This window comes from Streptomyces sp. NPDC048171, assembly GCF_043202655.1.
Taxonomy (GTDB): Bacteria; Actinomycetota; Actinomycetes; order Streptomycetales; family Streptomycetaceae; genus Streptomyces.
This window is the reverse complement of sequence record NZ_JBIDAU010000005.1, coordinates 179,029-203,750: the sequence shown is the minus strand read 5'-3', so window position 1 is coordinate 203,750 and position 24,722 is coordinate 179,029. Positions and strand designations below refer to the sequence as shown.

The 24,722-nt window shown below is 69.6% G+C and carries 18 protein-coding genes and 1 tRNA gene; 10 read left to right on the top strand and 9 right to left on the bottom strand.

Annotated features, from left to right (window positions below; all coding sequences use genetic code 11):
* Positions 1–179: 179 nt before the first annotated feature.
* On the top strand, positions 180–4,289 hold the full coding sequence (locus tag ACGF3J_RS15485) for a hypothetical protein (protein WP_161332009.1): 4,110 nt from the start codon (positions 180–182) through the stop codon (positions 4,287–4,289).
* 200 nt (positions 4,290–4,489) lie between these two features.
* On the opposite strand, the gene ACGF3J_RS15480 is transcribed toward ACGF3J_RS15485, so the two are convergent.
* From ACGF3J_RS15480 to dnaA, 9 genes are all read right to left on the bottom strand, one after another.
* A tRNA-Ile gene (locus ACGF3J_RS15480) sits at positions 4,490–4,566 on the bottom strand.
* A gap of 100 nt (positions 4,567–4,666) precedes the next feature.
* Positions 4,667–5,383, bottom strand: a complete 717-nt coding sequence (locus ACGF3J_RS15475; protein ID WP_079163581.1) for a DUF3566 domain-containing protein — start codon at positions 5,381–5,383, stop codon at positions 4,667–4,669.
* 18 nt (positions 5,384–5,401) lie between these two features.
* On the bottom strand, positions 5,402–7,996 hold the full coding sequence (gyrA, locus tag ACGF3J_RS15470) for a DNA gyrase subunit A (protein WP_393854203.1): 2,595 nt from the start codon (positions 7,994–7,996) through the stop codon (positions 5,402–5,404).
* Positions 7,997–8,038: 42 nt separating this feature from the next.
* The gene (gene gyrB / locus ACGF3J_RS15465; RefSeq protein ID WP_346346207.1) at positions 8,039–10,099 is read right to left on the bottom strand and encodes a DNA topoisomerase (ATP-hydrolyzing) subunit B; all 2,061 of its coding nucleotides are present in this window, start codon (positions 10,097–10,099) and stop codon (positions 8,039–8,041) included.
* Between the two features lie 456 nt (positions 10,100–10,555).
* Positions 10,556–11,119, bottom strand: a complete 564-nt coding sequence (locus tag ACGF3J_RS15460) for a DUF721 domain-containing protein (RefSeq protein WP_161330548.1) — start codon at positions 11,117–11,119, stop codon at positions 10,556–10,558.
* Positions 11,116–12,237 (bottom strand): DNA replication/repair protein RecF, encoded by a 1,122-nt coding sequence (gene recF / locus ACGF3J_RS15455; protein ID WP_161330547.1) that lies wholly within the window; start codon positions 12,235–12,237, stop codon positions 11,116–11,118. Before recF ends, ACGF3J_RS15460 begins: the two co-directional genes overlap by 4 nt.
* A gap of 32 nt (positions 12,238–12,269) precedes the next feature.
* Positions 12,270–13,145, bottom strand: a complete 876-nt coding sequence (gnd, locus tag ACGF3J_RS15450; RefSeq protein ID WP_125491284.1) for a phosphogluconate dehydrogenase (NAD(+)-dependent, decarboxylating) — start codon at positions 13,143–13,145, stop codon at positions 12,270–12,272.
* 196 nt (positions 13,146–13,341) lie between these two features.
* Positions 13,342–14,472, bottom strand: a complete 1,131-nt coding sequence (dnaN, locus tag ACGF3J_RS15445) for a DNA polymerase III subunit beta (RefSeq protein ID WP_161330546.1) — start codon at positions 14,470–14,472, stop codon at positions 13,342–13,344.
* 922 nt (positions 14,473–15,394) lie between these two features.
* Positions 15,395–17,386 (bottom strand): chromosomal replication initiator protein DnaA, encoded by a 1,992-nt coding sequence (gene dnaA, locus ACGF3J_RS15440; protein ID WP_161330545.1) that lies wholly within the window; start codon positions 17,384–17,386, stop codon positions 15,395–15,397.
* Positions 17,387–17,763: 377 nt separating this feature from the next.
* Between dnaA and rpmH the strand changes: the two genes are divergently transcribed.
* From rpmH to ACGF3J_RS15395, 9 genes are all read left to right on the top strand, one after another.
* On the top strand, positions 17,764–17,901 hold the full coding sequence (gene rpmH / locus ACGF3J_RS15435) for a 50S ribosomal protein L34 (RefSeq protein ID WP_003975051.1): 138 nt from the start codon (positions 17,764–17,766) through the stop codon (positions 17,899–17,901).
* Between the two features lie 21 nt (positions 17,902–17,922).
* A complete protein-coding gene (gene rnpA, locus ACGF3J_RS15430; protein WP_122616561.1) occupies positions 17,923–18,294 on the top strand; it encodes a ribonuclease P protein component in 372 nt (123 codons plus the stop codon).
* Entirely contained in the window at positions 18,291–18,665 is a 375-nt protein-coding gene (yidD, locus tag ACGF3J_RS15425; protein ID WP_125491288.1) for a membrane protein insertion efficiency factor YidD, read from the top strand. Before rnpA ends, yidD begins: the two co-directional genes overlap by 4 nt.
* Before the next feature lie 3 nt (positions 18,666–18,668).
* Positions 18,669–19,970 carry a membrane protein insertase YidC gene (gene yidC / locus ACGF3J_RS15420; RefSeq protein WP_161330544.1) on the top strand — a complete coding sequence of 434 codons (1,302 nt, stop codon included), beginning with the start codon at positions 18,669–18,671 and terminating at the stop codon, positions 19,968–19,970.
* 15 nt (positions 19,971–19,985) lie between these two features.
* Positions 19,986–20,498, top strand: coding sequence for a R3H domain-containing nucleic acid-binding protein (locus tag ACGF3J_RS15415; protein WP_125491290.1), 513 nt, complete (start codon positions 19,986–19,988; stop codon positions 20,496–20,498).
* A 125-nt stretch (positions 20,499–20,623) separates the two neighbouring features.
* Positions 20,624–21,343, top strand: coding sequence for a 16S rRNA (guanine(527)-N(7))-methyltransferase RsmG (rsmG, locus tag ACGF3J_RS15410; RefSeq protein WP_161330543.1), 720 nt, complete (start codon positions 20,624–20,626; stop codon positions 21,341–21,343).
* A gap of 265 nt (positions 21,344–21,608) precedes the next feature.
* On the top strand, positions 21,609–22,682 hold the full coding sequence (locus tag ACGF3J_RS15405; RefSeq protein ID WP_161330552.1) for a ParA family protein: 1,074 nt from the start codon (positions 21,609–21,611) through the stop codon (positions 22,680–22,682).
* Complete coding sequence (locus ACGF3J_RS15400) at positions 22,679–23,782, top strand: ParB/RepB/Spo0J family partition protein (RefSeq protein WP_161330542.1); 1,104 nt, start codon at positions 22,679–22,681, stop codon at positions 23,780–23,782. The genes ACGF3J_RS15405 and ACGF3J_RS15400 overlap by 4 nt, the downstream gene beginning before the upstream one ends.
* Before the next feature lie 298 nt (positions 23,783–24,080).
* The gene (locus tag ACGF3J_RS15395) at positions 24,081–24,698 is read left to right on the top strand and encodes a GNAT family N-acetyltransferase (protein WP_161330541.1); all 618 of its coding nucleotides are present in this window, start codon (positions 24,081–24,083) and stop codon (positions 24,696–24,698) included.
* Positions 24,699–24,722: the final 24 nt, after the last annotated feature.

Below are 24,722 nucleotides of genomic sequence, written 5' to 3'. Positions count from 1 at the left end.
CGAACACCGAGCCGCTGACCTGTCAGGGTGCCTCGCGGCCGACTCGCCTCTGCGACGGAATCCTGCCATCCGAGGTCGCCGCCGAGGAGGTTCCGGACCCGCGAAACCGAGGTAGCCGCAGGTCAGGCATATAGAGTGGGTTTTCCGGTCCGGACGTCCAAGTGCGGGGGAAGTAAGGAGTGGAGACCTTGAGTTTCGACTCAGGGGCACGCACGGCCTTCGCGGAACGCCTCGCACTCCTCTACAAGGAGGCGGGCAACCCTCCTCTGAAACGCGTGTCCGAGGCCGTCGTCCGGCTCCAGCGGGTCGACGAACGGGGCCGTCCCGTCCGGGTCTCCGCCCAGCGGATCAGCGACTGGCGGCGGGCCAAGAACGTCCCCGCCCAGTTCCCCGCCCTCGCGGCCGTCCTGCACGTCCTGGTCCCGCTCGCGCGCCGGGCGCGTCCCGTACCGGTCTCCGCCGGGCTGTACGACCTGGTCCAGTGGCAGCGCCTGTGGGAGCGGGCGGTGGCCGACCCTACGGGCGAACGCCCCGCGCCGTCCGCCGCGGACGAGGAACACCCCGCGGCCGATCCCCAGGCCGCCGGCGGAGTCTGCCCGTACCGGGGGCTGGCCGCCTATCGCCGGCAGGACGCCGACTGGTTCTTCGGGCGGGAACGGAGCACGCGGGCCCTGGCCGCCCAGCTCCGCGCGGCCGAGGACACGGGCGGCCTGGTCATGCTGGTGGGCGCCTCGGGGGCCGGGAAGTCCTCGCTCCTGAACGCCGGACTCGTGCCCGCCCTGCGCGAGGGGACGCCGGGCGGCGGGACCGGACCGCCGGGTGGGCCGAGGGAGCCGAGGCAGGTGCTCCAGCTGGTGCCGGGCGTCGATCCGCTCGGGGAGCTGAGCCGCCGGATACCCCAACTGGAGCCCGTCGTACGCGCCGTGCGCAGGACGGGGAGGCCGGGCGCCCCCGGGACCGAGGACGCGGTCAGGGCGGCCTTCGCGGCATGGGCGGCGCCCGGCGAGGGGGCGGGGTCGGGGGCGGGGGCACCGTCGAGGTCGGAAGCGGGGTCGAGGTCGGAGGCGGGGGCGGAGCACGGGCCCGAGCCGGAGTCGCCGTCCGCGCGTCCCGTCGTCATCGTGGACCAGTTCGAGGAGACCTTCACCCTCTGCCCCGACGAGTCCGAGCGGCGCGCGTTCATCGCGCTGCTGCAGGCCGCCTGCGTGCCGGGCGGTCCTGGACAGGCGGCGCCCGTCCTCGTGCTGCTCGGCATACGCGCCGACTTCTACGAGCACTGCCTGCGCCATCCCGAACTGGCCGACGCGCTCCAGCACCGGCACATGGTGCTCGGGCCGCTGACCACCCCGGAACTGCGCGAGGCGGTGACCGCACCGGCCAAGGCCGTCGGCATGGAACTCGAACCGGGCCTCGCCGAGCTGATCATCCGTGAGGTGAGCACCGACGGCCCGCACGGGACCCACGACGCGGGCGTGCTGCCACTCCTCTCGCACGCCCTGCTCGCCACCTGGCAGCGGCGCAAGGCGGGCCGGCTGACGCTCGCCGGGTACCGCGCGGCGGGCGGCATCCAGGGCGCGGTGGCCGGTACCGCCGAACGGGCCTGGTCCGACCTGGACCCGGCGGCCCGCACGGCGGCGAGGCTGCTGCTGCTCAGGCTCGTCCGGCTGGGCGAGGACACCCAGGCGACCCGCAGACGCAGCACGCGGCGGCGGCTGGCGCAGGAGTCGAGGGACCCCGGCAAGACCGAGGAGTCCCTGGAGGCGCTGGTCCGGGCCCGGCTGGTGACCCTCGACGCGGAGGCCGTGGAGATCACCCACGAGGCGCTGCTGCACGCCTGGCCCCGGCTGCGCGACTGGATCGACGAGGACCGCGCCGGCAACCTGCTGCGCCAGCGGCTGGAGGAGGACGGCCGGGCCTGGGAGGAGTCGGACCGCGACACCTCGCTGCTCTACCGGGGCTCCCGGCTGGAACAGGCCCGCGGCTGGGCGGACTCGGCCGGCGGCACCTTCCTGACCCGCAGCGCGGTCGACTTCCTGGCCGCCGCGAGCAGACTGCGCAGGCGCACCGTCCTGATCCGGCGCGCCGCGGTTTCGACGCTGGTCGTGCTCGCCCTGGTGGCCGTCGGTTCGGCGGTGATCGCCTGGCAGCAGCGCAACGACGCGGTGTTCGAGCAGGTGGTCGCCGAGGCGGACCGGGTCGAGGACACGGACCCGTCGCTGTCCGCCCAGCTCGACCTGGCGGCGCACCGCCTGCGGCCCGACGACGAGGACGTCCGCAACCGGCTGATATCGATCGTGAACGCGCCGCTGGCCACCCCGCTCCTCGGGCACACCGGCGCCGTCTACCTGACCTCCTTCAGCCCCGACGGCCGGCTCCTGGCGACGGCCAGCTACGACCGGACCGTCCGGCTGTGGGACGTGTCGGACCCGGCCCGGCCGGAACAGCTGGGCAAGCCCCTCACCGGCCACCGGAGCTGGGTGAGCACCGCCGTGTTCAGCCCGGACGGCCGCACCCTCGCCAGCGCCTCCGACGACGGCACGATCCGGCTGTGGGACGTACGGGACCCGAGCCGTCCGCGTCCGCTCGGCGCACCCCTGTCCGGCCAGGGCGGCACCGTCTACCTGCTCGCCTTCGGCCCCGACGGACGCACCCTGGCCTCCGCCCACGACGATCACGCCGTGCGCCTGTGGAACGTGGCCGACCCGCGCCGGCCGCGGGCCCTGGCCACCCTGACCGGCGCGAAGGCGGCGGTGCGCTCCGTGGCGTTCAGCCCCGACGGACGGACGCTCGCCGCCGGTGGCGACGACAACGCGGTCCGGCTCTGGGACGTCGCCGACCCGAACCGCCCGGAGCCGGCCGGCGCACCGCTGACCGGTCACGGCGCCCTGATCCACTCCGTGGCGTTCAGCCCCGACGGCACCACCCTCGCCAGCGGGAGCGCGGACGACACCGTACGGCTCTGGAACGTGGCCGACCCGGACCGCGCGAGATCGGCGGGTGCTCCGCTCACCGGCCACACCGGCCCCATCTGGTCGGTGGCCTTCAGCCCCGACGGCGCCATGCTCGCCGCCAGCAGCGCGGACAGCACGGCGAGCCTGTGGAACGTCAGCGACCCGTCCTACCCCTCCCAGGTGGGCATGTCGCTGGCCGGGAGCAGCGGCGAGATGTACGCCCTCGGCTTCAGCCCCGACGGGCGGACCCTCGCCACCGGCAACGGCGACAGCAAGGTGCGCCTGTGGTCGCTGCCGACATCGGACATGATCGGCCGGATCGGCGCCTTTCGCCGGGACGGGCACGTGCTGGCCACGGCGGCCCGCGACGGCCGGGTCCGCCTGTGGGACGTGACGAACCCCGCCCGGCCGGTGTCCCTGAGCGAGCCCTTCAGTCCGGGCGAGAGCGACATACGGTCACTGGTGTTCTCCCCGGACGGCGACACCCTGGCGGTGCTCTCCGCCGACGCGGTCCGTCTCTGGAACGTCGGCGACCCGGCCCACCCCACCGCCCACGGACCACCGGTGCCGCTGCGCACCCGCTACGCGGGCCCCGACACCCTGGCGTTCAGCCCCGACGGCCGCACACTGGCCACCGCCTACGACGACCGCACCGTCCAGCTGTGGAACACCGGGGACCCGTCCCACCCGCGCCGCCTGGGCCGGCCGCTGAGCGGCCACCGGGGATACGTCAACACCCTGGCCTTCAGCCCCGACGGGCGTACGCTCGCCAGCGGCAGCGCGGACGACACCGTACGGCTCTGGGACGTGACCGACCCCGCGCACGCCACCCCCCGCGGTACGCCCCTCGCCGGGCATCTCGGGCCCGTCAACGCCCTCGCCTACAGCCCGGACGGCCACACCCTGGCCAGCGGCAGCGACGACGGCACGGTCCGCCTCTGGGCCGTCCCCGGCGGCGGCGGACCCGGCCGGGCCGAGTCGACACTCGCCGGTCACACCGACTCGGTGGTGTCACTGACCTTCAGCCAGGACGGCAAGACCCTGGCCAGCGGCGCCAACGACAACACCGTCCGCCTCTGGAACGTCACGACGCCCGCCGAGGCCGCGCCCATCGGCCAGTCGATGAGCCCCAACGCCAAGACGGGCAACTTCCTCTCCTTCAGCCCTGTGCGTCACATGCTGGGGGTGTCGAGCGGAACGGACACCGTCCGGCTCTGGAACCTCGGGGTGGACGACGCCATCGACCGCATCTGCTCGGCCACCCGGAACGTACTCACCGAGGAGAAGTGGCACGAGTACCTGCCGCGCCTGGACTACGAGCCGCCGTGCGACCGTTGACGAAGTGATCCCGGTCACACCTCGGAGCCCCGACCGACCAGTCGGCACCCATGACGCACCGCCCCTTGTTAGCCTTGGCCACAGCCCGGCCGCTGGCGCATCCCCCGTCGCCAGCGGCCGGGCCTTCTCATACCCGGCGCCGCCCCGGAGCCACTCACACGAAAGACCCCCAGTCGCTACCGACTGGGGGTCTTTTTCGCTGGTGGGGCTAACAGGATTTGAACCTGTGGCCTCATCCTTATCAGGGATGCGCTCTAACCAACTGAGCTATAGCCCCGCCGCGCTCTGCGGTGTATGTCCCGCGCGCTGACTCCTGAAGATTAGCGCACGAGGAGGGCAGTCCCAAAATCGGTTGTCGCGGGCTCCCGGAGGGACGGTCACTCGTCCTCGGCGAGCGTCAGCTCCACGCCTCCGACGAAGCCGGCGGACAGGTTGTAGATGAACGCGCCGAGCGTGGCCAGCGCCGTCGCGAGGACGACGTCTATGACGGCGATGACCGTCGCGAACAGCAGCACGTTGGGCAGCGACAGGAACGACTGCAGGTCGAAGCCGTTGGACTCGTTGGATCCGGTCGCCTCGGAGATCGTGCCGCCGACCGTGGAGAAGACGCCCATGGCGTCCATGACCATCCACAGCACGGCGGACGCGACGATCGTGCAGATGCCCAGCGCGATGGAGAGCAGGAAGCTGACCTTCATCACCGACCACGGGTCGGCCTTCGACACGCGCAGGCGCGCCTTGCGGACCCGGGGCGTGGTGCGCGCGCCGGTGCGCGGGCGGCGCACGGCGGACGCGTTGCCGCCCTGGGTCTGGTAGGCCTGCGGCGGGTGGTACGGCCCGCCGGGCTGCTGGGGCTGCCGTTCCCCCGGCAGCGGCGAGGCCGCCTGCTGAGTCTGCTGGCCTCGGGTGTCCGTCACAGTTCCCCCCTGGGATCCATGCTTCTGCGACGTCTGCGAGTCGGTCGCGCCGTCGTCGATCTTGCGCAGCTGAGTCGTGTGCGGATCGGTCGCACGCGCGGCGGAGCCACGGCCGCCGCCGCCCGTTTCCGTACCCCTGGAGGTACCGGCCGACCCGGCGCCCGTGGCTCCGCTCACGATGACTCTCTCCTCGTGCTACTCGGCCGAGGGCGCCTCACCCTCGTCCGTGCCGGTGGTCCCGGGACCCTCGGCGGCCTCGTCGACGACGACATCGCCGTCGACCTCCTCCGCCTCGCGTCCCGCCTCGGCGTTGCGTGCGATGCCGACGACGGCATCGCGCTTGCCCAGATTGATCAGTTGAACGCCCATGGTGTCACGGCCGGTCTCCCTGACCCCGCTGACTCGCGTACGAATCACACCGCCCGAGAGTGTGATGGCGAGGATCTCGTCGTGCTCCTCGACCACCAGCGCACCCACGAGCGACCCGCGGTCCTCGACGATCTTGGCGGCCTTGATGCCGAGGCCGCCGCGACCCTGGACGCGGTACTCGTCGACGGAGGTCCGCTTCGCGTAACCGCCGTCGGTGGCAGTGAACACGAACGTACCGGCTCGAACAACATTCATCGAGAGCAGCTCGTCCCCTTCACGGAAACTCATGCCCTTGACGCCCGAGGTCGCACGGCCCATCGGACGCAGCGTGTCGTCCGACGCGGTGAACCTGATCGACTGCGCCTTCTTGCTGATCAGCAGCAGATCGTCCTCGGCCGAGACCAGCTCGGCACCGATCAGTTCGTCGTCGGAACCGTCCGCCTGCTCGCGCAGGTTGATGGCGATCACGCCACCGGAACGCGGCGAGTCGTAGTCCTTGAGCGACGTCTTCTTCACCAGGCCGGCCTTGGTGGCCAGGACCAGGTAGGGCACCGCCTCGTAGTCGCGGATCGCGCGAATCTGGGCGATCGTCTCGTCCGGCTGGAAGGCCAGCAGGTTCGCGACGTGCTGCCCGCGCGCGTCGCGCCCCGCGTCGGGCAGCTCGTACGCCTTCACGCGGTAGACGCGGCCCTTGTTGGTGAAGAACAGCAGCCAGTGGTGGGTGGTGGACACGAAGAAGTGGTTGACGATGTCGTCTTCCTTGAGCTTCGTGCCGCGCACGCCCTTGCCGCCGCGCTTCTGGGCGCGGTAGTCGTCGGTCTTGGTGCGCTTGATGTAGCCGCCCCGGGTGACCGTGACGACGATGTCCTCCTCGGCGATCAGGTCCTCCATGGACATGTCGCCCTCGTACGGGATCAGCTTCGTCTTGCGGTCGTCGCCGTACTTCTCGACGAGCGCCGCCAGCTCCTCGCTGACGATGCCGCGCTGCCGGGCCGGGGAGGAGAGGATCTCGTTGTACTCGCGGATCTTCGCCTGGAGTTCGTCGTGCTCCTGGACGATCTTCTGACGCTCCAGAGCCGCCAGGCGGCGCAGCTGCATCTCCAGGATCGCGTTGGCCTGGATCTCGTCGATCTCCAGGAGGCCCATCAGGCCGTGGCGCGCGATCTCGACGGTGTCGCTGCGCCGGATCAGCGCGATGACCTCGTCGATGGCGTCCAGGGCCTTGAGCAAGCCGCGCAGGATGTGCGCCCGCTCCTCCGCCTTGCGCAGCCGGAAGCGCGTACGGCGGACGATGACCTCGATCTGGTGGTTCACCCAGTGGCGGATGAACGCGTCCAGGGAGAGGGTCCGCGGCACTCCGTCGACCAGCGCCAGCATGTTGGCGCCGAAGTTCGACTGCAGGTCGGTGTGCTTGTAGAGGTTGTTCAGGACGACCTTGGCGACCGCGTCCCGCTTCAGGACGATCACCAGGCGCTGGCCGGTGCGGGACGACGTCTCGTCGCGGACGTCGGCGATGCCGCCGATCTTGCCGTCCTTCACGAGGTCGGCGATCTTCTGCGCGAGGTTGTCCGGGTTGGTCTGGTACGGCAGCTCCGTGACCACCAGGCACTGGCGGTTCTGGATCTCCTCGACCTCGACGACCGCGCGCATGGTGATCGAACCGCGGCCGGTGCGGTACGCCTCCTCGATGCCCCTGCGGCCCACCACCAGGGCGCCGGTCGGGAAGTCCGGGCCCTTGATCCGCTCGATCAGCGCGTCGAGCAGCTCCTCGTGCGAAGCCTCGAAGTTCTCCAGGTACCACTGGGCGCCGGCCGCGACCTCGCGCAGGTTGTGCGGCGGGATGTTGGTCGCCATGCCGACCGCGATGCCGGCCGAACCGTTGATCAGCAGGTTCGGGAAGCGGGCGGGCAGGACGGTCGGCTCCTGGGAGCGGCCGTCGTAGTTGTCCGTGAAGTCGACGGTCTCCTCGTCGATGTCGCGGACCATCTCCATCGACAGCGGCGCCATCTTGCACTCGGTGTAGCGCATGGCCGCCGCCGGGTCGTTGCCCGGCGAGCCGAAGTTGCCGTTGGAGTCGACGAGCGGCATCCGCATCGACCACGGCTGGGCGAGGCGCACCAGCGCGTCGTAGATGGAGCTGTCGCCGTGCGGGTGGTAGTTGCCCATGACGTCGCCGACGACGCGGGCGCACTTGTAGAAGCCGCGCTCGGGGCGGTAGCCGCCGTCGTACATCGCGTAGAGCACACGGCGGTGCACGGGCTTGAGGCCGTCACGGACGTCGGGCAGCGCGCGCGAGACGATGACGGACATCGCGTAGTCGAGGTACGAGCGCTGCATCTCCCTCTCGAGCCCGACGGGCTCGACACGCATCGCCAGGGCGTCGCCCTCGGGCGTCGTCACAGGGGTGTTCTCGTCGGTCATTGCTGGTGAAGGTCCTTCCTGGTGCGGTCAGCTGAGACCGACTCAGATGTCGAGGAAGCGGACGTCCTTGGCGTTGCGCTGGATGAACGCGCGCCGAGCCTCGACGTCCTCGCCCATCAGCACCGAGAACAGGTCGTCGGCCTGTGCGGCGTCGTCGAGCGTGACCTGGCCGAGAACACGGTGCTCCTGGTCCATGGTCGTGATGCGCAGCTCCTCGGCGTTCATCTCACCGAGACCCTTGAAGCGCTGCACGGAGTCCTCGCGGATGCGCTTGCCGGCCTGACGGCCCATCTCGATCAGCGCGTCGCGCTCGCGGTCGGAGTACGCGTACTCGAAGTCGTCCCGGCCCCACTTGATCTTGTACAGCGGCGGACGGGACAGGTACACGTGCCCGGACTCGACCAGCGGCCGCATGAAGCGGAACAGGAAGGTCAGCAGCAGGGTGTTGATGTGCTGGCCGTCGACGTCGGCGTCCGCCATCAGGATGATCTTGTGATAGCGGAGCTTCTCGATGTCGAAGTCCTCGTGCACACCGGTGCCGAACGCGGAGATCATCGCCTGGATCTCCTGGTTCTGCAGGATCCGGTCGATGCGCGCCTTCTCGACGTTGAGGATCTTGCCGCGGATCGGGAGGATCGCCTGGTACTGCGGGTTCCGGCCGGACTTGGCGGAACCACCGGCGGAGTCGCCCTCGACGATGAAGATCTCGCACTTGGTCGGGTCGTTGGACTGGCAGTCGGACAGCTTGCCCGGCAGCGACGCCGTCTCCAGCAGACCCTTGCGGCGGGTCAGGTCACGGGCCTTGCGGGCCGCCACACGCGCGGTGGCCGCCTGGATGCCCTTGCGGATGATGTCCGCCGCCTCGTTCGGATTGCGGTCGAGCCAGTCCGCGAGGTGCTCGTAGACCACGCGCTGCACGAAGGTCTTGACCTCCGTGTTGCCCAGCTTGGTCTTGGTCTGGCCCTCGAACTGCGGCTCGGCCAGCTTCACCGAGATGATCGCCGTCAGACCCTCGCGGATGTCGTCACCCGTGAGGTTGTCGTCCTTCTCGCGCAGCAGCCGCTTGTCGCGCGCGTACTTGTTGATGAGCGAGGTCAGCGCCGCACGGAAGCCCTCCTCGTGCGTACCGCCCTCGTGGGTGTGGATGATGTTGGCGAAGGAGTAGACACCCTCGGTGTAGCCGCCGTTCCACTGCATCGCGACCTCGAGGGACAGGTTGCGGTCCTTGTCCTCCGCCTCCAGGTCGATCACGGTGGGGTGCACCACTTCTCCCTTGCGGGAGTTGAGGTACTTCACGAAGTCGACGATGCCGCCCTCGTAGTAGTACGAGACGGTCTTGACCTCGTGCTTCTCGTCCTCGCCCGCCTCGTCCGCACCGGCCGTGGCCTTCGCCGACTCGCGCTCGTCGGTGAGGTTGATGCGCAGGCCCTTGTTGAGGAACGCCATCTCCTGGAAGCGCCGCGACAGCGTCTCGAAGGAGTACTCGGTGGTCTCGAAGATGTCCGGGTCGGCCCAGAAGGTGACCGTGGTACCGGAGTCCTCGACCGCCTCGTGCCTGGCGAGCGGAGCGGTGGGGACGCCCAGCTTGTAGTCCTGCGTCCAGCGGTAGCCGTCGCACTTGATGTCGACGGCCAGCCTCGACGACAGGGCGTTCACCACGGACACGCCGACGCCGTGCAGACCACCGGAGACCGCGTAGCCGCCGCCGCCGAACTTGCCGCCCGCGTGCAGCACCGTCAGGACGACCTCGACGGCCGGCTTCTTCTCGACGGGGTGGATGCCCACCGGGATACCGCGCCCGTTGTCGACGACCCGGACACCGCCGTCGGCGAGGATCGTGACGTCGATGGTGTCCGCGTGGCCGGCCAGCGCCTCGTCGACGGAGTTGTCGACGACCTCCTGCACCAGGTGGTGCAGGCCGCGTTCACCGGTCGAGCCGATGTACATACCGGGTCGCTTGCGGACCGCGTCCAGACCCTCGAGCACGGTGATGGCACTGGCGTCGTACGAGGCGGAGGCCGCGCCGTTCGAAGTGCTCACCACGTCGTTCACGCCGGTGTCGGTGGACGGGTTGTTCTCGTTGGGGTTGCCGGAATCGGCCACGAAGCGCCCTTTCTGGCACAGCACGAGCCGGGCTCGTCGGCAGGTTGCCGGAGCGGCTGCGGCATGTTGCGTTGGTAAGCCTTGATCAGCGTTGCTCAGCTAGTCCCGAACGGTCCCCACGTTCGGGGCGGGATTCTCTCCCAGTCTACCGGTACCACTGACACTGATGGGGGTTTGCCGGTACCTGAGTCCGCATGTGCCGCCCTGAACCAGCCTCGCCCGACTCCCGATATGCAGAAGGGGTCCTCAAGAGGCTCACAACGGCACTCAGCGCTTCGAGGCGTCAACCCTTGGCTACTTGGGAGTCAGATCGTGATTCACAACCGCACGCTGGGGTGCGCCTCAGGGGTCGCCGACGGTTCACACCGGCCATCGAGGACCAAATATGTGAGGTACATCACCCATGCGTGACGGGGCGCCGGAGGGCCCGCCCAGCACCCGGGAAGCGCCCGTGGCTCACCCGTAGGTGTCGCCCGGACCCTGGCTGCCGGGCGCGCGCAACGGGCCGTAACGGCGCCCGGGACCCCCGGAACCACCGGGCCCCAGCACCTTGATCATCCGGACCGAGCCGTGCCCCAGGTCCTCGTTGAGCCGGGCCACCAGGGTCGGCGCCAGCAGCCGCAGGTTCGTCGCCCAGGCCGTCGAGTCGCAGCGCACCACCAGCACCCGCTCGTCCTCGTCGTACCGCTCCGGCACACAGTGCTTGGCCACGTCCTCGCCGACGATCTGCGGCCAGCGGCCCATCACGCCGCCCACCGCGGCCGGCGTCTCCCAGCCGCGCTCGGTGATCAGCCGGTTGATCGCCGACCCCAGCGCCATCGGGTCCCGCCCGTCGGCCCGCGCCCCGGAGCGCAGGCCGCCGCGCCGCGCCTGCTTCTTCTGCTGCGCCGCGTCCCCACGCGCGCGTGCCGCCTCCCGCGCCGCCCTGAGCGCCACACGCGCGAGGTCGACGCCGGACGGTTCGGGATTCCCACCCCGGGGCGCGGGCTGCTCCTCCGGGACTGGTTCGTCGCTGCTCATACGCGCTCCACCGTGCCCTCCGCGACCGTGAACCGAGTCCCCGCCAGCACCCGCGGCACGTCGTCGTCGACCGCGGCCGTCACCAGCACCTGCTCACCGGGCGCCACCAGCTCGGCCAGCCGCTCCCGGCGCCGCGCGTCCAGCTCGGCGAAGACGTCGTCGAGGACCAGGACCGGCTCGTTGCCCTCGGCCCGCAGCAGGTCGAACGAGGCCAGCCGCAGCGCCAGTGCGTAGGACCAGGACTCGCCGTGGGAGGCGTACCCCTTGGCGGGCAGGGATCCGAGTTTGAGCAGCAGATCGTCCCGATGAGGCCCCACCAGCGTGACCCCCCGCTCGATCTCCTGCTTGCGCGCCTCGGCGAGTGCGGCCATCAGCTGCTCGTACAGGTCCTCGCGCGTGTGCGCCTCCCCCGGCGCCGACGGCTTGTACTCCAGGGCGACGGGGCCGCCGCCCGGGGCCAGCTGCTCGTACGCCTTGTCGGCCAGCGGCTGCACCGCGGCGATCAGGTCCAGGCGCTGGGCGAGCAGTTCGGCGCCCGCGCGCGCGAGGTGCTGGTCCCAGACGTCGAGCGTGGACAGGTCCATCGTCCGGCCGCCGTGCCGGCGGGCGAGCGCGGCCGACTTCAGCAGGGTGTTGCGCTGCTTGAGGACGCGGTCGTAGTCGGAGCGCACGCCCGCCATGCGCGGGGAGCGGGCGGTGATCAGCTCGTCCAGGAAGCGGCGCCGCTCCCCGGGGTCGCCCTTCACCAGTGCCAGGTCCTCGGGAGCGAACAGGACGGTGCGCACGATGCCGAGTACGTCACGGGGCCTGACCTGCGAGGACCTGTTGATGCGGGCCCGGTTGGCCTTGCCCGGGTTCAGCTCGAGCTCGATCAGCTGCTGCCGGTCGCCCTGTCTGACCTGGGCGCGGATCACGGCGCGCTCGGTGCCCATGCGCACCAGGGGCGCGTCGGAGGAGACCCGGTGACTGCCGAGGGTGGCGAGGTAGCCGACCGCCTCGACCAGGTTCGTCTTGCCCTGCCCGTTCGGGCCGACGAAGGCGGTGACGCCCGGGTCCAGGGGCACCTCGACCCGGGCGTACGAACGGAAGTCGGCCAGCGACAGATGCGTGACGTGCATGGTCGTTCGCCGACCTCCCCAACTGGTGGTGCCTACTTCTTCTCGACCGCGTGGCCGCCGAACTGGTTGCGCAGCGCGGCGATCATCTTCATCTGCGGGGAGTCGTCCTGGCGGGACGCGAACCGCGCGAACAGCGACGCGGTGATCGCCGGCAGCGGCACCGCGTTGTCGATCGCGGCCTCCACAGTCCAGCGTCCCTCACCGGAGTCCTGTGCGTAACCCCGCAGGTCGCCGAGGTGCTCGTCCTCGTCGAGCGCGTTGACGGCCAGGTCGAGGAGCCAGGACCGGATCACCGTGCCCTCCTGCCAGGACCGGAAGACCTCGCGGACGTTCTCCACGGAGTCGACCTTCTCCAGCAGCTCCCAGCCCTCGGCGTAGGCCTGCATCATCGCGTACTCGATGCCGTTGTGGACCATCTTCGCGAAGTGGCCCGCGCCGACCTTGCCGGCGTGCACGGCGCCGAAGTCGCCCTCCGGCTTGAGGGCGTCGAAGACCGGCTGCACCTTGGCGACGTTCTCAGCGTCGCCGCCGTACATCAGCGCGTAGCCGTTCTCCAGGCCCCAGACGCCGCCGGAGACGCCGCAGTCGACGAAGCCTATGCCCTTGGCCGCCAGCTCCTCCGCGTGCTTCTCGTCGTCCGTCCAGCGGGAGTTGCCGCCGTCCACGACGACGTCGCCGGGCTCCAGCAGCTCGCCGAGCCGGTCGACGGTGGCCTGGGTGGCCTCGCCGGCCGGGACCATGACCCAGACCACGCGCGGGGCGCTGAGCTTGCCCACAAGCTCTTCCAGACTGTGGACGTCGGCGAGGTCCGCATTGCGGTCGTATCCGACGACGGTGTGGCCCGCGCGGCGGATCCGCTCGCGCATGTTGCCGCCCATCTTGCCGAGGCCGACGAGACCGAGCTCCATCAGTTGCTTTCCTTAGGTGTGCGAGGTGGCAAGGCGGCACCTCCGTACCCGCCGGATGCGTGCCGCGGCACTTTCGTACCCGCGCCGAGCCTAAACCCGGACGCCCGTGCACAGCTGTGGGCATACGCGCTCAGACGTACGCCCCCACCTGCGGGTTTTCCTCACCCTGTGGACAACCACCGACGACGCGGACGGCTCAGCCGCTCAGCCGCACCGGCATGATCAGGTACTTGTAGGCCTCGTCCGCCTCGGCGTCCAGCGCGGGCTTGCCGCTGAGCAGCGCCGGCTTCGTGGACGTCGTGAAGGACAGCTGGGCGACCGGCGAGTCGATGGCGCTCAGGCCGTCCAGCAGGAAGGTCGGGTTGAAGGCGATCGAGATGTCGTCGCCGTCCAGCTGGGCGTCGACCCTTTCCACAGCCTGTGCGTCGTCGCTGGAACCGGCCTCCAGGATGAGCACGCCCTGCTCGAAGCTGAGCCGCACCGGGGTGTTGCGCTCGGCGACCAGGGCCACACGCTTGACGGCCTCCACGAAGGGGGCGGTCTCGATCACGGCGACGCTGTTGAACTCCGTCGGGAACAGCGTCTTGTACTTCGGGAGGTCGCCCTCCAGGAGCCGCGTCGTCGTCCGGCGGCCGGCGCCCTCGAAACCGATCAGGCCCTCGCCCGCGCCCGAGCCGGACAGCGCCAGGATCACCTGGTCACCGCTGGTCAGCGCCTTGGCGGTGTCCTGGAGCGTCTTGGCGGGCACCAGTGCGACCGCGGAGACCTCCGGGTTCTCCGGCTTCCACAGGAACTCGCGGACCGCGAAGCGGTACCGGTCGGTCGAGGCGAGCGTCACCGAGTCGCCCTCGATCTCGATGCGCACACCGGTGAGCACGGGCAGCGTGTCGTCGCGGCCGGCGGCGATCGCGACCTGCTGTACGGCCGCGGCGAAGACCTCGCCGGGGACCGTGCCCGTCGCCTCCGGCATCTGCGGCAGCGCCGGGTACTCCTCCACCGGCAGGGTGTGGAGGGTGAAGCGCGAGGAGCCGCAGACCACCGTCGCCCGTACACCGTCTGTGGAAATCTCCACCGGCCGGTTGGGGAGGGCGCGGGAGATGTCGGCGAGCAGGCGGCCGGAGACGAGCACCGTGCCCTCCTCCTCGATCTCGGCCTCGACCGACACCCGCGCGGAGACCTCGTAGTCGAAGCTGGACAGGCTCAGCTGCCCCTCCTCGGCCTTCAGCAGCAGGCCGGCGAGGACCGGCGCCGGCGGACGGGCCGGGAGGCTGCGCGCCGCCCAGGCCACGGCCTCCGCGAGTACGTCGCGTTCCACCCGGATCTTCACTGTTGCCGCCTCCTGCTGTTGCCGGCGCTGCTCGCTCTGCCTGGCCTTCGTCGTCTGGGTCGGTGTCGTCGTTCCCCACGGGACCAGAACACCGGGGACCAGTCTGACGCACCCCACTGACAGTAGGTGCCCTTCGGGGTCAAGTCGTGACGGGGGACGGTCGGGCTCCGGAGAGCGAGTTGTGCACAGGACCCGCTTCGAAACGAATTCCGCTCTCTCTAAGGTCAGGAGTAGTAGTAGGGCCTGTGGATACCGTGGATAACCGCGTTTGCCCAGGTCAGAGCAGGAATTTTGTCCACTGGTCCTGTGGGCGGAGCCCGTGGACAACCGGGCGTATCTGTGGAGAACAGAAAGTTCTGCACACTCCGTGCACAGGGAGAGGCGACTTCTCCCCAACGCCGTCCCCAGGTTTACCCACCTTTCCCACAGCCCAACCCGGCACCCTGATGTGACGCCTTTCACTCGACGCGGTGACAGGGCGCGTCATGTTGCCGAACAGTGGACAGACATGTGGAGAAGCCCATGATCGTTGGGGACAACCGGCCCCAGCCTGTGGGTTGCCCGTGGACAACTCGATGCACAGCTTGTGGACCGTCCCGTCGTCCACAGCCTGTGGAGATCGTTCGTCCACGAATCCACAGGGAGCTGACCTGCCCTGATGATCCCTCAACAGCCTGGCCTGTGGACAGGATCGGGACAACTTCCCAGTCCCCAAGGTGTGGACGGAAAAAAGTGGCCCAATCTGTGGAGGACGGCCGTAACCCCGCAGGTAATCGAACAGCGGCTGGGACGGGCGTACGACCTCCGGGCACGACGCATGCGTCCCCCGGACACGACGCACGCGACCCCGGGCACGCGAAAAAGGCGCCCCCGGAGTGTCCGGAGGCGCCTGTGGGGCCTGTGGGGCCCGTGTCGGCGGCCGTCAGCCGTTCTTGATGCGGTTGGTCAGCTCGGTCACCTGGTTGTAGATGGAGCGCCGCTCCGCCATCAGATTGCGGATCTTGCGGTCGGCGTGCATCACCGTGGTGTGGTCCCGGCCGCCGAACAGGGCGCCGATCTTCGGCAGCGAGAGGTCCGTCAGCTCGCGGCACAGGTACATGGCGATCTGCCGGGCCGTCACCAGCGCGCGCCCGCGCGAGGTGCCGCACAGGTCTTCGACGGTGAGGCCGAAGTAGTCGGCGGTCGCGCCCATGATGGCCGTGGAGGTGATCTCGGGCGCGGAGTCCTCGCCGCCCGGGATCAGGTCCTTGAGGACGATCTCCGTCAGGCCCAGGTCGACCGGCTGCCGGTTGAGCGAGGCGAAGGCCGTCACCCGGATCAGCGCGCCCTCCAGCTCCCGGATGTTCCGCGAGATCCGGGAGGCGATGAACTCCAGTACCTCGGGCGGGGCGTTGAGCTGTTCCTGCACGGCCTTCTTGCGCAGGATCGCGATGCGCGTCTCCAGCTCGGGCGGCTGGACGTCCGTGGTCAGGCCCCACTCGAAGCGGTTGCGCAGCCGGTCCTCCAGCGTCACCAGCTGCCGGGGGGGCCGGTCGGAGGAGAGCACGATCTGCTTGTTGGCGTTGTGCAGCGTGTTGAAGGTGTGGAAGAACTCCTCCTGCGTCGACTCCTTGTCCGCCAGGAACTGGATGTCGTCGACGAGCAGGATGTCCATCTCGCGGTAGCGCTTGCGGAAGCTGTCGCCCTTGCCGTCGCGGATGGAGTTGATGAACTCGTTGGTGAACTCCTCGGAGCTCACGTAGCGCACGCGGGTGCCCGGGTAGAGGCTGCGTGCGTAGTGCCCGATGGCATGCAGCAGGTGGGTCTTGCCCAGCCCCGACTCCCCGTAGATGAAGAGCGGGTTGTACGCCTTCGCGGGCGCCTCGGCGACGGCGACGGCCGCCGCGTGGGCGAAGCGGTTGGAGGCGCCGATGACGAAGGTGTCGAAGAGGTACTTCGGGTTCAGGCGCGCGGTCGGCTCGCCCGGTCCGGTCGCCGGTGCCGGCTGCGCGGCGAGCGGACCGGGGGCGCCGGTGGCGGGGCCGGGGCCGACGGGGCCGCCGCGGTGCACGCGCCCGGAGCCGGACGGGGGCTCGGGCAGGTCCCGGCGGGGGCCGCGCTGGTCGTATTCACCGCGCGGGGAGTCGTATTCGCCGCGCGAGCTCTCGTACTCGCCCCGGGACTGCTCGTAGTCACCACGGGGGGACTCGTAGTCGCCGCGGGGCTTGTCGTACTCCCCGCGCGGTTGGTCGTACTCCCCGCGCTGCTTGTCGTAGTCGCCGCGCGGGGGGTCGTACGGCGGGCGCTCCGGCGACTGCGGCCGGTAGCCCTGCTGGTACGCGTCGTGGGGGTACGGCGCCGGGTCCTGGCCGTACGGCTCCTGCTGCGGTGAGGCGTAGGGGTCCCGCTCCGGGAAGCCGAGGCGCTGCTGCTGCCAGCCGTAGTCGTCCTGCTGCGTCTGGCGCGGCCAGGAGCCGGGCTCGGGGCGCTGGTACTCCTGCGGGTAGGCGGGCCGGGCGGTGGGCAGCTGGTCGGCGCGGTGGCGGCCGTATCCCTCGTACTCGTCGCGGCCCTGGCCGGGAGCGGGGAGCTCGGGCTCCTCGTAGTGGGGCTGGGGACGGCTCGGCGGCGCCTGCGGGGCGGGGCCGGCGGGCTCGCCCGCGGTGTCGTCGACGGTGATCGCGATGCGGATCGGGCGGCCGCACTCGCGGCTGAGGGTCTCGCTCACGACGGGGGCGAGACGGCCCTCCAGTACGCCTTTCGCAAATTCGTTCGGTACGGCGAGCAGGGCGGTGTCGGCGACCAGCGCCAGCGGCTGACAGCGCCGGATCCAGTGCTCGTCCTTCGACTCGACGCCCTGCCCGCGGCCTTCCCCGAGAAGTTGTTCCAGTACGCGTGGCCACACTGCGGCAAGATCGGCAGGTACGTCAGCCACAGGGCACGCTCTCTCACGAGTCCCTCGAAGGTGTGATTCGGGGACGGGTCGGGATGAAACTCGGATGGGGCAGGGATAAGGGAACGAATCGGAGTTCAGCCACGGTAGTCAGCGCGGCCGGTAGGGTTCAAGTTGTTGTCCCCAGCCTGTGGACAAGTGTCTCCCGGTCCTCGCTGGTTTGACCGAATGGCGCAGTCGCACGTACCGTAACCAGGTCGAGTTGTCGATGGCTGCTGCCGCCTGCCTCCGATGGGCACAAGTCACGTTCAAGGTGATCGAAAAGCGGTGCACTCGGGCGTAACGCGAGCTACTCGTGGGCGCACGGTGACAGCCAGGACGGCACCCCGCCAACACCCGATTCTTTCTGGAGCCCCCGAGTGAGCAAGCGCACCTTCCAGCCGAACAACCGCCGTCGCGCCAAGACCCACGGCTTCCGGCTGCGGATGCGTACCCGTGCCGGCCGCGCGATTCTCGCGACTCGCCGCAGCAAGGGTCGCGCCCGCCTGTCCGCCTGATCCCGGTCAGGTCATGACATCGTGCTGCCCACCGAGAACCGGCTGAGGCGGCGCGAGGACTTCGCGACCGCGGTACGACGAGGACGCCGGGCCGGCCGCCCGGCCCTCGTCGTCCACCTTCGAAGCGGTGCCACGGACCCGCACGCGCCTGGGGAGAGCGCTCCCCCGACACGTGCGGGTTTCGTCGTGAGCAAAGCCGTAGGAGGCGCGGTGGTGCGCACCAAGGTGAAGCGCAGGCTTCGCCATCTGGTGCGCGACCGGATCCACCTGTTTCCCCCCGGTAGCCTGGTAGTCGTACGAGCGCTGCCCGGTGCGGGTGACGCCGACCATGCACAGCTGGCCCGAGACCTGGACGCCGCCCTGGAGCGGCTACTGGGAGGGGGCGCGCGATGAAGTACCCGCTACTGGCTCTGATCAAGCTCTACCAGTGGACGATCAGTCCGCTGCTGGGGCCGGTGTGCAAGTACTACCCGTCGTGCTCCCACTACGGCTACACGGCCATCGACCGGCACGGAGCCGTCAAGGGCACGGCGCTCACGGCATGGCGCATCCTGCGATGCAATCCGTGGTCGCTGGGCGGCGTGGACCATGTCCCGCCGCGCAAGCGTCCGCGGTGGCACGAAATGCTGCGTGACGCCTGGCGTGCACGTAAGGGCGGGCCCTCCGCCGCCGAACCGGCCACCGAAGGACGGACGGCTCCCACGAGCCCCTCCGGCCCCTCGGGCCCGGCCGCAGAGACCTCGCCCCATGCCCAAGGAGCATGATTAGTGGACACGATTGCCAGCCTGTTCAGCTTTATCACCTGGCCCGTCTCCTGGGTCATCGTCCAGTTCCACACGGTGTACGGGGCGATCTTCGGACCTGACACCGGATGGGCCTGGGGCCTGTCCATCGTGTCCCTGGTGGTCCTCATCCGCATCTGCCTGATCCCGCTCTTCGTGAAGCAGATCAAGGCGACGCGCGGTATGCAGACGCTCCAGCCGGAGATGAAGAAGATCCAGGAGCGCTACAAGAACGACAAGCAGCGTCAGTCCGAAGAGATGATGAAGCTGTACAAGGAGACGGGCACCAACCCGCTCTCCTCGTGCCTTCCCATCCTGGCGCAGTCCCCGTTCTTCTTCGCCCTGTACCACGTGCTCAACGGCATCGCGTCCGGTGACACCGTCGGTGCGGTCAACCAGAAGCTCCTGGAGAGCGCGCAGCAGGCCCACATCTTCGGTGCCCCGCTGGCCTCCAAGTTCTTCAGCAGCGAGAGCGACGTCGCCGCCCTCAACGCCTCGCTGACCGACGTGCGGGTCGTCACCGCGATCATGATCGTGCTGATGTCCGCGTCGCAGTTCTTCACCCAGCGCCAGCTGATGACGAAGAACGTCGACACCACGGTGAAGACTCCGTTCATGCAGCAGCAGAAGATGCTGATGTACGTCTTCCCGGTCATGTTCGCCGTTTTCGGCGTGAACTTCCCCGTCGGTGTCCTCGTCTACTGGCTGACCACCAACGTGTGGACCATGGGCCAGCAGATGTACGTCATCCGCAACAACCCGACGCCGGGTTCCAAGGCCCAGGCCTCCTACCTGGAGCGGCTGCACAAGAGCGTCACCGAGCACGGCAAGACGCGCGGCCGGGGCGAGAGGGCCGTCGTGAAGGCCATCGTCGCCAAGGGCCGGGACCGCAACGAGTTCGAGCGCAAGTTCATCAACGGCCTGAACAAGGCGGGTCTCGCCGCCCAGCCCGACGGCAACGTGATCAAGAGCGATGCCTCCGCGGCCGCTCAGAGCGAGGACGGCACGGCCGTCGCCACCGGCACGCCCAAGCGTCAGCAGCCCAAGCGCCAGAGCAAGTCGCAGCGCCACCAGTCCACCAAGCCGGCCGGTGAGGCGGAGACGAAGACCTCGCTCACCAAGTCCGACGAGCCGGAGGACGGCAAGCAGGCCGCCAAGCCCGCCGATACCGCCAAGAAGTCCGGACAGCAGAAGCCCGCCCAGCAGAAGGGCGGCGGCACCCGCAGCAAGGCCCAGTCCGGGCAGCGCAAGGGCCCGCAGCGGCCCAAGTCCCCGTCGAAGAAGTAAGAAGGAGTCCATCCCGTGACGGAAGGCACCACCGCCGCCGCTGCCGAGGGCGCAGACACCCTCTCCCGCCTCGAGCAGGAGGGCGAGATCGCCGCGGACTACCTGGAGGGCCTGCTCGACATCGCCGACCTCGACGGCGACATCGACATGGACGTCGAGGCAGACCGTGCCTCTGTCTCGATCATCAGCGACTCGAACAGCCGCGACATCCAGAAGCTGGTCGGCCGGGACGGTGAGGTGCTGGAGGCTCTGCAGGAGCTGACGCGCCTGGCCGTGCACCGGGACACCGGTGACCGCAGCCGACTGATGCTCGACATCGCCGGCTACCGCGCCCAGAAGCGCGCCGAGCTGTCCGAGCTGGGCGCCAAGGCCGCGGCCGAGGTCAAGAGCAGCGGCGAGTCCGTGCGGATGAAGCCGATGACCCCGTTCGAGCGCAAGGTCGTGCACGACGCGGTCAAGGCCGCAGGGCTGCGCAGCGAGTCCGAGGGCGAGGAGCCCGAGCGCTTCGTCGTCGTGCTTCCCGCCTGATCGGTTCTCTCGTTCTCCGGCCCCGTCTGTTGCGCAGGCGGGGCCGAGTTTTGTCAGCCTGATAGTTCTGGTGGTTCTGGCACCGGCGCCTGGTGCGCCGGGCGCCGTACGGAAGGACGGTCCCCGTGACGGAGGCAGCGGAGCTTCCCCCTGTACCCGAGCAGGCACGTGCCGTGTTCGGCGATCGCTACGCGGACGCGGTCCGCTATGCGGAGCTGCTTGCCGAGGCGGGGGTGAAGCGCGGTCTGATCGGCCCGCGTGAGGTTCCCCGTCTGTGGGAGCGGCATCTGCTGAACTGTGCGGTGCTCTCGGAGGTCGTGCCCGAGGGAGTGACGGTGTGCGACGTCGGGTCGGGCGCGGGTCTGCCCGGGATCCCGCTGGCGCTGGTCCGGGACGACCTGAAGATCACTCTGCTGGAGCCGCTGTTGCGGCGCACGAACTTCCTGACCGAGGTCGTGGAGCTGCTGGGCCTGGACCATGTGACCGTCGTGCGCGGCCGGGCCGAGGAGGTCATGGGCAAGATGCCGCCGGTGCACGTGGTGACGGCTCGTGCTGTCGCACCGCTCGACCGGCTGGCCACCTGGGGGATTCCCCTGCTGCGCCCGTACGGCGAGATGCTCGCGCTCAAGGGCGACACGGCGGAGGAGGAGCTGAAGGCGGCGGCCACCGCGCTGAGCAAGCTGGGTGCCGAGAAGACTTCCGTCCTTCAGGTGGGCGAGGGCGTCGTGGATCCTCTGTCCACCGTGGTGCGGGTCGAGGTCGGTGAGAGCCCTGGTGGTGTGCGCTTCGCCGCCAAGCGGGCCAAGGCGGCTCGGACGGGGCGGACGCGTCGGCGTCGCGGCTGACCCGTCCTGGCGTCCGGCGGTACTCCACACAAGCTGCCAAACCTACGCATGCCGGAGTGTCGCGGGAGTTCGGCATCGCGCGCTGTGCATCGTGTTTCACGTGAAACGTCGCTCACTGCTGCACGGCATCATCAGTCGCGGCCGCGCTGCGGCCGACCCCCGCGACCGAAAGCCTCTCGGGTCGCTCGGAGAGGGGGTGGAGTTGTCCACAGAGGTGGATTTCTCCACAGAACACCAGGCCTCACTGGTTCATGACCCCGAAGGCATGGGAGGCTCTGTTCATTGCGAGCCTGAAGTCGAGGAGAGTGAATCCTTGCGGTCCGACGCCAATATCGCGGGACCGATGACCGATCCGGTCCCCGGTCCCCGTACCGAGTCGATGGGAGCGGATGTTTCACGTGAAACACCGCCTCCGATGGACGACACTCCGATCGGTCGCGCTGCCCAACTGGCGGTGGAGGCTCTGGGGCGCGCCGGCGAAGGGCTGCCGCGACCCGAGCAGACCCGGGTCATGGTGGTGGCCAACCAGAAGGGCGGTGTGGGCAAGACGACGACGACCGTCAACCTTGCCGCCTCACTCGCCCTCCACGGTGCCAGAGTCCTGGTCGTCGACCTGGACCCGCAGGGCAACGCGTCCACCGCCCTGGGCATCGATCACCACGCCGACGTCCCCTCCATCTACGACGTACTCGTCGAGAGCCGGCCACTCTCGGAAGTGGTCCAGCCGGTCCCGGATGTCGAGGGTCTGTTCTGCGCGCCCGCCACGATCGACCTCGCCGGCGCCGAGATCGAACTGGTCTCTCTGGTCGCCCGGGAGAGCCGACTCCAGAGGGCGATCGCCTCGTACGAGCAGCCGCTGGACTACATCCTCATCGACTGCCCGCCCTCCCTCGGTCTGCTGACGGTCAACGCGCTTGTCGCGGGCCAGGAAGTGCTGATCCCGATCCAGTGCGAGTACTACGCGCTGGAAGGTCTGGGACAGCTGCTCCGCAACGTCGACCTGGTGCGAGGGCACCTCAACCCGACGCTGCATGTGTCGACCATCCTGCTCACCATGTACGACGGCCGGACGCGGCTCGCGTCCCAGGTCGCGGACGAGGTACGCAGCCACTTCGGCGCAGAGGTGCTGCGGACGAGCATTCCCCGCTCGGTCCGTATCTCCGAGGCCCCTAGCTACGGGCAGACGGTACTGACCTACGATCCAGGATCGAGTGGAGCCCTCTCCTACCTGGAGGCGGCACGTGAGATGGCCCTGAAGGGTGTGGGCGTCCAATACGAGGCGACGCACGCTCACCTCGGCGCACAGAATGACCCGAACATGGTGGAGGGGATCCAGTGAGTGAGCGACGGAGGGGGCTGGGCCGTGGTCTGGGCGCACTGATCCCCAACGCCCCGACGGAGAAGTCGGTGGCTTCGGCAGCGCTGGGGAACGCGGTCTCCGCTTCTCCGGGGACGATGCCGCTGCTGCCGAACGAGCGAGGGGTGGCCGCGGCGAAGGTGGCCACGCTGCCCCCTGTTTCACGTGAAACGGAGGAGCCGACGGCGGCATCCGGTGGCGCGGAGGGTCTCCGGGCACCCATGGGGGCGCACTTCGCCGAGGTTCCTCTCGACGCCATCACGCCGAACCCGAAGCAGCCGCGAAAGGACTTCGACGACGACGCGCTGGCCGAGCTGGTCACCTCCATCAGGGAGGTCGGGCTCCTCCAGCCGGTCGTCGTCCGGCCGATCGGCCAGGGTCGCTATGAGCTGATCATGGGCGAGCGTCGTTTCCGGGCTTGCCGCGAGCTGGAGCTGGAGGCCATTCCGGCCATCGTCCGGGCCACCGAGGACGAGAAGCTTCTCCTGGACGCCCTCCTGGAGAACCTGCACCGTGCCCAGCTGAACCCGCTGGAAGAGGCCTTCGCCTATGACCAGCTGCTGAAGGACTTCAACTGCACGCACGACCAGTTGGCCGACCGGATCGGGCGCTCCCGGCCTCAGGTCTCCAACACGCTGCGTCTGCTGAAGCTCTCGCCGAAGGTGCAGAACCGGGTGGCCGCGGGTGTGCTCTCCGCAGGGCATGCCCGGGCGCTGCTCTCCGTCGACGACCCGGAGGAGCAGGACCGCCTCGCGCACCGCATCGTGGCCGAAGGGCTCTCCGTGCGGTCGGTCGAGGAGATCGTGACCCTGATGGGTTCCCGGCCCCAGAAGCCGCAGCGTGCCAAGGGCCCGCGTGCCGGTTCTCTGGTCTCCCCGGCGCTCTCCGACCTGGCGACGCGGCTGTCCGACCGCTTCGAGACCCGAGTGAAGGTCGACCTGGGACAGAAGAAGGGCAAGATCACCGTGGAGTTCGCCTCCATGGACGACCTTGAGCGGATCCTGGGAAGCCTCGCCCCCGGTGAAGGGCCCGTGCTGCAGAAGGGCCTCCTGGACGACGAGGACGAGGGCCTCGACTCCTGAAACGCAGGCCGCCAGGGCGGGCCGTGTCCGGTGCATACCGGAACACGGCCCGCCCTTTGCTTTGCGTCGGTGTCGGGGCCGGCGCATCGTGGATACGATGCGATCGGGATGCGTCATCACCTGGCAGTACCTCTGAGAGGAAGGCAGGGGCCATGCGCACGATGGGCCGCACCGGACTGGTGAGCGCGGGCTTGGGACTGGGCGCCGTCGGTGGCTTCATCGGCAGCCTGCTCAGGGAACGGAGCGCTCTGACAGCCGCTCGTGACGCGGCAGGCGAAGGAAGCGAGGAACAGCCTTCATGGGGCGCCGGCTCGTACCGCTCACGCTGGACAACCTTCAGGACCTTCCCCAGGGCTGTCGCTCGTGTGTCTTCTGGGAACTGGATCCCGTCAGCGGCGAAGCCGCGGTAAAGGCCGGGACGCCCGGCCTGGAGAAGGAGTCCTGGATCTCCGCGGTGCTGCTGGACTGGGGATCGTGCGGCCGGGTGGTCTATGTCGACGATGTTCCGGTGGGCTTCGTCCTCTACGCTCCGCCGGCCTACGTGCCCCGCTCGACAGCGTTCCCCACCAGCCCCGTCTCGTCCGACGCGGTCCAGCTGATCACAGGGTTCGTGATGCCGGGCTACCAGGGCCAAGGCCTCGGGCGCGTGATGGTCCAGACGGTTGCCAAGGATCTGCTGCGCCGGGGCTTCAAGGCGATCGAGGCCTTCGGGGACGCACGCTGGAAGGAACCGGCCTGTGTCCTTCCCGCGGAGCATCTGCTGGCGGTGGGCTTCAAGACGGTCCGGCCCCACCCCCGCCATCCGCGGCTGCGGCTGGATCTGCGGTCCACGCTGTCCTGGAAGGAAGACGTGGAGTTGGCGCTGGACCGTCTGCTCGGAGCTGTCCAGAAGGAACCCGCGCTGCGTCCGCTCTAACAACGAGCCGGGGCGAGGAAGCTG

What these genes read in the sequence shown, in the direction of transcription:
- gyrA (WP_393854203.1), bottom strand. Translation starts at nt 7,996, where the DNA reads ATGACCGACGAGAACACCCCTGTGACGACGCCCGAGGGCGACGCCCTG.
- ACGF3J_RS15460 (WP_161330548.1), bottom strand. Translation starts at nt 11,119, where the DNA reads ATGAGCAGCGACGAACCAGTCCCGGAGGAGCAGCCCGCGCCCCGGGGT.
- recF (WP_161330547.1), bottom strand. Translation starts at nt 12,237, where the DNA reads ATGCACGTCACGCATCTGTCGCTGGCCGACTTCCGTTCGTACGCCCGG.
- gnd (WP_125491284.1), bottom strand. Translation starts at nt 13,145, where the DNA reads ATGGAGCTCGGTCTCGTCGGCCTCGGCAAGATGGGCGGCAACATGCGC.
- yidD (WP_125491288.1), top strand. Translation starts at nt 18,291, where the DNA reads ATGAAGTACCCGCTACTGGCTCTGATCAAGCTCTACCAGTGGACGATC.
- ACGF3J_RS15405 (WP_161330552.1), top strand. Translation starts at nt 21,609, where the DNA reads ATGGGAGGCTCTGTTCATTGCGAGCCTGAAGTCGAGGAGAGTGAATCC.
- ACGF3J_RS15395 (WP_161330541.1), top strand. Translation starts at nt 24,081, where the DNA reads ATGGGGCGCCGGCTCGTACCGCTCACGCTGGACAACCTTCAGGACCTT.